This is a genomic window from Micromonospora sp. RP3T (assembly GCF_003027925.1).
GTDB lineage: Bacteria > Actinomycetota > Actinomycetes > Mycobacteriales > Micromonosporaceae > Micromonospora.
The window spans coordinates 37,950-44,562 of record NZ_PYPS01000049.1 but is presented as its reverse complement, the minus strand read 5'-3'; the positions used below and the strand labels follow the sequence as shown (position 1 = coordinate 44,562).

The 6,613-nt window shown below is 74.1% G+C and carries 6 protein-coding genes; 3 read left to right on the top strand and 3 right to left on the bottom strand.

Annotated features, from left to right (window positions below; all coding sequences use genetic code 11):
* Nucleotides 1-123: 123 nt before the first annotated feature.
* Together C8054_RS28715 and C8054_RS28710 are read right to left on the bottom strand one after the other, a co-directional pair.
* Nucleotides 124-1,182, bottom strand: coding sequence for an aspartate-semialdehyde dehydrogenase (locus C8054_RS28715; protein WP_107162279.1), 1,059 nt, complete (start codon nt 1,180-1,182; stop codon nt 124-126).
* A gap of 5 nt (nt 1,183-1,187) precedes the next feature.
* Nucleotides 1,188-2,453: an aspartate kinase gene (locus C8054_RS28710; protein WP_107162278.1), complete on the bottom strand. Its 1,266-nt coding sequence runs from the start codon at nt 2,451-2,453 to the stop codon at nt 1,188-1,190.
* Nucleotides 2,454-2,726: 273 nt separating this feature from the next.
* On the opposite strand from C8054_RS28710, the gene C8054_RS28705 reads away from it, so the two are divergent.
* Nucleotides 2,727-3,491 carry a hypothetical protein gene (locus tag C8054_RS28705; RefSeq protein WP_233220226.1) on the top strand — a complete coding sequence of 255 codons (765 nt, stop codon included), beginning with the start codon at nt 2,727-2,729 and terminating at the stop codon, nt 3,489-3,491.
* An 83-nt stretch (nt 3,492-3,574) separates the two neighbouring features.
* Nucleotides 3,575-4,105, top strand: coding sequence for a nitroreductase family protein (locus C8054_RS28700; RefSeq protein WP_107162277.1), 531 nt, complete (start codon nt 3,575-3,577; stop codon nt 4,103-4,105).
* Between the two features lie 30 nt (nt 4,106-4,135).
* Here the strand turns inward: C8054_RS28700 and C8054_RS28695 are convergent, their stop codons facing one another.
* Nucleotides 4,136-5,122 (bottom strand): ArsR family transcriptional regulator, encoded by a 987-nt coding sequence (locus C8054_RS28695; protein ID WP_107162276.1) that lies wholly within the window; start codon nt 5,120-5,122, stop codon nt 4,136-4,138.
* A gap of 77 nt (nt 5,123-5,199) precedes the next feature.
* Here C8054_RS28695 and C8054_RS28690 point away from each other — a divergent pair, with 77 nt between their 5' ends.
* Entirely contained in the window at nt 5,200-6,474 is a 1,275-nt protein-coding gene (locus C8054_RS28690) for an MFS transporter (RefSeq protein ID WP_158273906.1), read from the top strand.
* Nucleotides 6,475-6,613: the final 139 nt, after the last annotated feature.

Here is a 6,613-nt window from a genome sequence, read left to right as displayed (position 1 = left end):
GAAGCCCTCGGCTACCGCGTCACCCTCGACCTCGCCGCCTAACGCACCACCCCACAAGACCCATCCCGCGCCGCTTCGCGACGCGGGATGCTGCCGCACGTCAAGTCACGGTCGATTTTCGAGTTAGGGGGTTAGTTCCTTGGCCAGGAGCTCGGCGATCTGGGTGGTGTTGAGGGCGGCGCCCTTACGGAGGTTGTCACCGGTCACGAACAGGTCCAGCGCGCGCGGGTCGTCCACCGCGCGGCGGATACGGCCGACCCAGGACGGGTCGGTGCCGACCGCGTCGATCGGCATCGGGAACTCCCCGGCGGCCGGGTCGTCGACCAGGATCACGCCCGGCGCGTTGCGCAACGCCTCGCGGGCTCCCCCGGCGGCCACCTCGGTGGCGAAGACCGCGTGCACGGCGACCGAGTGGCCGGTCACCACCGGCACCCGTACGCAGGTCGCGGAGACCTTCAGGTCGGGCAGGCCGAGGATCTTGCGGGACTCGTTGCGGAGCTTCAACTCCTCGGAGGACCAGCCGCCGTCACCCAGCGAGCCGGCCCAGGGCACCACGTTGAGCGCCAACGGGGCCGGAAACGGGCCCAGCTCCTCGCCGACCGCCTGGCGCACGTCGCCGGCCCGGGAGCCGAGCGCCCGGTCACCGGCGATCTTGCCGAGCTGGAGGTGCAGCGCGTCCACCCCGGTCCGCCCCGCCCCGGAGGCCGACTGGTAGGAGGCGAGGACCAGCTCGCGCAGGCCGTACTCGCGGTGCAGCGGAGCGATCGCCACGATCATCGCCAGCGTGGTGCAGTTGGCGTTGGCGATGATCCCCTTGGCCCGGTTGCGTACCTGATCGGGGTTGATCTCGGGGACCACCAACGGCACGTCCCGGTCCATCCGGAACGCGCCGGAGTTGTCCACCACCACCGCGCCCCGGGACACCGCGATCGGCGCCCACTCGGCCGAGACGTCGTCGGGCAGGTCGAACATCGCCACGTCGACGCCGTCGAACGCGTCGGCGGTGAGCGCCCGGACGGTCAGCTCCTCGCCACGGCACGGCACCCGGCGGCCGACCGAGCGCTCGGAGGCGAGCAGCCGGATCTCGCCCCACACGTTGCGGCGGGCGGAGAGGATCTGGCACATGACCGTGCCGACGGCACCGGTCGCCCCGACCACGGCGAGGGTGGGCAGCGACGGCATCCGCGCTACCGCCCGGTGCCGGCGTAGACGACGGCTTCGGTGTCACCACCCAGCTCGAAGGCGTCGTGGATGGCCTTGACCGCCTTGTCGAGGTCGGTGTCCCGGCAGACCACGGAGACCCGGATCTCGGACGTGGAGATCATTTCGATGTTCACGCCGGCGGTGCCGAGCGCGGCGAAGAAGCCGGCGGCGACGCCCGGGTGCGAGCGCATGCCAGCGCCGATCAGGGAGACCTTGCCGACGTGGTCGTCGTAGAGCAGGCCCTTGAACTTGACCGGCTCCTGGATCTTGCTGAGCGCGGCCATCGCGGTCGGCCCGTCCGCCTTGGGCAGCGTGAACGAGATGTCGGTGCGGCCGGTGCCCTCGGTGGAGACGTTCTGCACGATCATGTCGATGTTGATCTCGGCACCGGCCACGGTGTCGAAGATCCGCGCGGCGGCGCCCGGCTCGTCGGGCACCCCGACGATGGTGATCTTCGCCTCGCTGCGGTCGTGGGCGACCCCGGTGATCAGTGCCTGTTCCACGGGAAGGTCCTCCATCGATCCGGTGACCATGGTGCCGGTGTTGGTCGAGTATGACGAACGGACGTGGATCGGCAACCCCGCACGCCGGGCGTACTCGACGCTGCGCAGGTGCAGCACCTTCGCGCCGCAGGCGGCCAGCTCCAGCATCTCCTCGTAGGTGATGTGCTTGATGTGCCGGGCGTTCGGCACGATCCGCGGGTCGGCGGAGAAGATGCCGTCCACGTCGGTGTAGATCTCGCAGACGTCCGCGTGCAGCGCGGCGGCGAGCGCCACCGCGGTGGTGTCCGAGCCGCCCCGGCCGAGCGTGGTGACGTCCTTGGTGTCCTGCGAGACACCCTGGAAGCCGGCGACGATCACCACCGCGCCCTCGTCGAGCGCGCCCTTGAGCCGGCCCGGGGTCACGTCGATGATCCGGGCGCGGCCGTGCACCGAGGTGGTGATCACGCCGGCCTGGGAACCGGTGAACGAGCGGGCTTCGTACCCCAGGTTGTGGATGGCCATGGCGAGCAGCGCCATGGAGATCCGCTCCCCGGCGGTGAGCAGCATGTCCAGCTCGCGGCCGGGCGGCAGCGGGCTGACCTGGTTGGCCAGGTCGAGCAGCTCGTCGGTGGTGTCGCCCATGGCGGAGACCACCACGACCACGTCGTCGCCCGCCTTGCGGGCCGCCACGATGCGCTCGGCCACCCGCTTGATCCGCTCGGCGTTGGCGACGGAGGACCCGCCGTACTTCTGCACCACGAGTGCCACGAGTGTGCACTCCCTCCCGGTGACGACCCTGAGCGTGCCGACGCCGCCGGGTCTGAAGGTCCGGCGGCGCGTGTCAGACGCCCTCAGGGTATCCGGCGGCCCGTGCGGCCGGGTCGGGTGATCCCACCATCCGGCCCGGCGTGGGGCGGCTCACCAGCCCCCGGCCGCACGCGGCACGCCCGGCGGCACCGGCCCGGACGTCGTGCGACACGCCAAGCGGTACAGCCGTACGGTGGGCTGACCGGAGCCACCGTCGCACCGCAGAATGACCCGGTGCACGCTCATCGACGCGCGGCCCGCCGGCTGTCCGGCACACTCGCGCTCACCCTGCCGACGCTGCTGGCCGCCTGCGTCGCCGACCCGCCGGGTTCGGCGCCGGCCGGCACCGTCGATCCCGTGCCGGTGCAGGTCGACGCCGCCCGCGACGAGCTGGCCGGGTTGGCCGCCGCCGCGCAGGACCGGCACCTCACCGCCACGTACGCGTTCGCGCCGCCCGACGGACCCACCCGCACGGTGGCGGTGACCAGTGGGAACGACGGAAGCTGGCGGGTCGACGTGCCCGGCTGGGGGCGGGACGGCACGGTCGACATCTCGCTCGCCGCCACCTCGGACGGGCTCTTCCAGTGCGCCCTGCCCTCGGCCGGTTGGACGGGGGCCGCCGGCTGCGTACGCCTCGGTGACGCCGACGACGCGGTGCCCCGCCGGCTGGACCCGCGCGTGCAGCACCCGTTCACCGACTGGCTGGAGGTGCTCACCGACCGGCGGGCCCCGCTGGCGGTCTCCCCCGCCCCGCCGCCGGCCGGCGTCACCGGCCGGTGCTACGCGGTCGACTCCACCTCGGCCTCGCTGAACGCACCACTGGACGTGGGCGTCTACTGCTTCGGTGAGGACGGCACCCCGGTGGCGGTCCGCGCCACGCTCGGCAGCCTCACGCTGACCGGCTCGCCCGGCCCGGCGCCGGCGAGCGTCGAGCTGGCCGGGGCGGTGAGCGAGGGGGAGCCGGTGGGCCGGGACGCACCGACACCCGGAACGTCGTAGCGCTTTGTCCGTTACGGGTGGCCTTGCCCACATCGCTCCGCCCCGAGCTCGATGACAAACCGGGCATCAGGGACGCTCTACCCATGACCGACCTGACCCCGCTGCTCGCCTTCCGTTGGAGCCCTCGCGCGTTCGACCCCGACGCCGAGCTGACCGCCGACGAGGTGGCCGCGCTGCTGGAGGCGGCCCGCTGGGCGCCCTCGGCCGGCAACGCGCAGCCGTGGCGGTTCGCGCTCGGGCGGCGGCAGGACGAGACGTGGAAGCGGATCCTGGTCGGGCTGCCCGACACCGACCAGGGCTGGGCCCGGCACGCCGCCGCCCTGCTGCTCGCCGCGCACGCCGGCGGCGACCCGGAGCGGAGCGCGTACGACCTGGGCCAGGCCGTCGCCCACCTCACCGTGCAGGCCACCGCGCTCGGCCTGCACGTCCGTCAGGTCACCCGCCTGGACCGCCGCCGTCTCGCCGCCGAGTTGGACCTGCCCGACGACGTCCGGCCACTGGTGGTGGCCGCGGTCGGCCGCCTCGGCGACCCGGCCACGCTCCCACCCGACCTGTACGCCCGGGAGACCGCGCTCCGCCGCCGCCGACCCCTCCCCGCCCTGCTGCTGCGCTGACGGCGACCGCCCGCACCGGGGCCGGCCGGCTCAGGTGCCCCGCGCGGCGCGCAACAGGGCGGCGCCGACCTCGGTGTTGCGGTAGAGCACACGCCGTCCGGCCGGGAACCGGGCCACCAGCCCGGCGGCGTGCAGCGCGGACAGGTGCTGGGAGACGTTCCCCGCCGACATCCCGGTGAGCCGGGCCAGGTCGGTCGTGGTCACCGCCGCGTCGAGCAGCGGCAGCAACGTGGCCCGGCCGGCGCCGAGCACCCGGGCGAGCGGGTCGCCGGGCGGGGCCGGGGCGCGCTCCCAGAGCGTCCCGATCGCCCGGACCGGGTACGCACCGCCGGGCAGCGAGTCCTCCAGCAGGTTCCACAGCACCCGCCGGTAGGTGAACACCCCCGGGTTCAGCGCCAGTCCCCGGCCACGCAGGTCGAAGTCGCGCTCGAACGGGTCGTCGCTGACCACCCGGTCGCCGAGCCAGCGCAGGCTCGGATGGAGTTGCGCGAACAACCGGCCCGCGCCGCCCTCGGCGAGCTGGGCCGCCCGGTAGGCCACGTCGGCGTCGAGCAGCGCCCGCATCCGGGGCCAGTCCGGCGCGATGGCCTCGTCGTGCCAGACCCGCACCGCGTCGACGAGCTGCGGCAGCAGGCCGCGCGGGTCGGCGAGCAGCGCCGCCCCGAACGGGCTCAGCGGCCCGCTCGGCACGGTCGCCAGCAGATCCTGGACCACGACCTGCGGCGGCGTCGCCGCGATCTGGTCGAGCTGCTCGGCCATCCCCACGTCGGGTCGGGCCGCCGGGGTGAGGAAGTCGGGCAGCCAGCGACGCGGCCAGGTCAGCTCCACCAGCGGGCGGACCCGGGCGGCCACCTCCGGGCGGCGCAGCGTGACCCGGGCCCGGTCGATCCAGGGCAGGTGCACCGCGTGCCCGACCGGGTCGCGCACCGCCCACATGCTCATGACCGTCTCGTTGGCCGGCGACACGGCGAACCGCACGCCCGCGACGTCGGCCACGGTGAACCGCAACTCGGACACACGCACCCCCGGACGCAGGATTCGGCCCAGCCTAAATGGCTCGACCGGAGCGCGCGGCCCCGGTTGGCTCAGCGGCCATGGGGGCCAGAGAGAGCATCAACACCGCCGTCCGGCACGTCGTACCGCCGGCCGGGTTGACCCGCGCCCTGGCCGTGCAGGCCATGGTGAACGCCGTCGGCAACGGCCTGTTCCAGGCCGGCAGCGCGGTCTTCTTCACCCGGGCGCTGGGACTCGGTCCGGCGCAGGTGGGTCTCGGCCTCTCGCTCGCCGCCGGGGCGTCCCTGCTCGGCACCGTCCCGCTGGGCGCGCTCACCGACCGGTACGGTCCGCAGCGGGTGTGGATCGTCGGCCTGCTGCTCGACGCGGCGCTGTTCGCCTCGTACCCGCTCGTCGGCGGCTTCGCCGGGTTCCTCGCCGTGGTGCTCGCGCTGGCCGTGGTGGGCGCCGCCGCCGGCACCGCCCGCCAGGTCTACTCGATCAACGTGCTGCGGCCGGAGGAACGGGTCACCGCGATGGCCTACCAGCGTTCCTCGCTGAACGTCGGCTTCGGGCTGGGCGCCCTGATCAGCGGCCTGGTGCTGGCCGTCGACACGATCTGGGCGTACCGGAGCATGGTCTTCTTCATCGCCGCGGTCTACCTGGTGACCGCCGGCTTCGTCCGCCGGCTGCCCCGGCTGCCGGAGGTGACCCGGCCGACCGAGCCGATGAGCCGGCTCGCGGTGCTGCGGGACCGCCCGTTCATGACCGTCGCGCTGTTGTCCGGGCTGCTCACCGCGCACCAGACGCTCTACCTGACGGTGATGCCGCTGTGGATCCTCACCCACACCGACGCGCCGAAGACCCTCATCGCCGCGCTGGTGCTGCTCAACACGGTGCTGATCGTGCTGCTCCAGGTGCGGGCCAGCCGGGGCGCGGACAGCGCGCCGGGCGCGGCCCGGGCGTCCCGCCGGGGCGCGCTGCTGATCGCCTTGTTCTGCGTGGTCGTGCCGGTCTCCGGGCAGACCCGGGGGCTGCTCACCGTGGTGGTGCTGGTGGCCGCCGCGACGCTGCTCATCCTGGCCGAGCTGATCGAGTCGGCGGGCGCGTGGGGGCTCACCGCCACGCTGCCGCCGGCCGCCCAGCGGGGCGCGTACGTCGGCGCGTTCGGGCTCGGTTCCCAGGTGCAGTTCCTGGTCGCGCCGGCCGGGCTGACCGCGCTCGGCGTGAGCACCGGCGGCTGGGGCTGGTACCCGGCGGCGGCGATCTTCGTGCTGGTCGGGCTGGTGATCGGGCCGGCGGTGGCCCGGGCGGAGCGGACGCCCCGGCTGGGCGCGACGCCCGCGTCCACCGGAGCGGTGACTCTGGTCCCATAGTCCGGACCGGCCTTCCCACCGTCCGTCCCACCACGTAGGGTGACCCTGACATGTGGCGGGCGTACCTTCTCCTTGGTCGCCGCGACGAGGCCTGACCGGCCGGCACCTCGTCGCGGAGTTGAACCGCGCCGTCCAGCAC

Bases quoted from the DNA above. Each gene is read 5' to 3' on its own strand.
- C8054_RS28715 (WP_107162279.1), bottom strand. From the start codon at position 1,182: ATGCCGTCGCTGCCCACCCTCGCCGTGGTCGGGGCGACCGGTGCCGTC.
- C8054_RS28700 (WP_107162277.1), top strand. From the start codon at position 3,575: ATGACCGACCTGACCCCGCTGCTCGCCTTCCGTTGGAGCCCTCGCGCG.
- C8054_RS28690 (WP_158273906.1), top strand. From the start codon at position 5,200: ATGGGGGCCAGAGAGAGCATCAACACCGCCGTCCGGCACGTCGTACCG.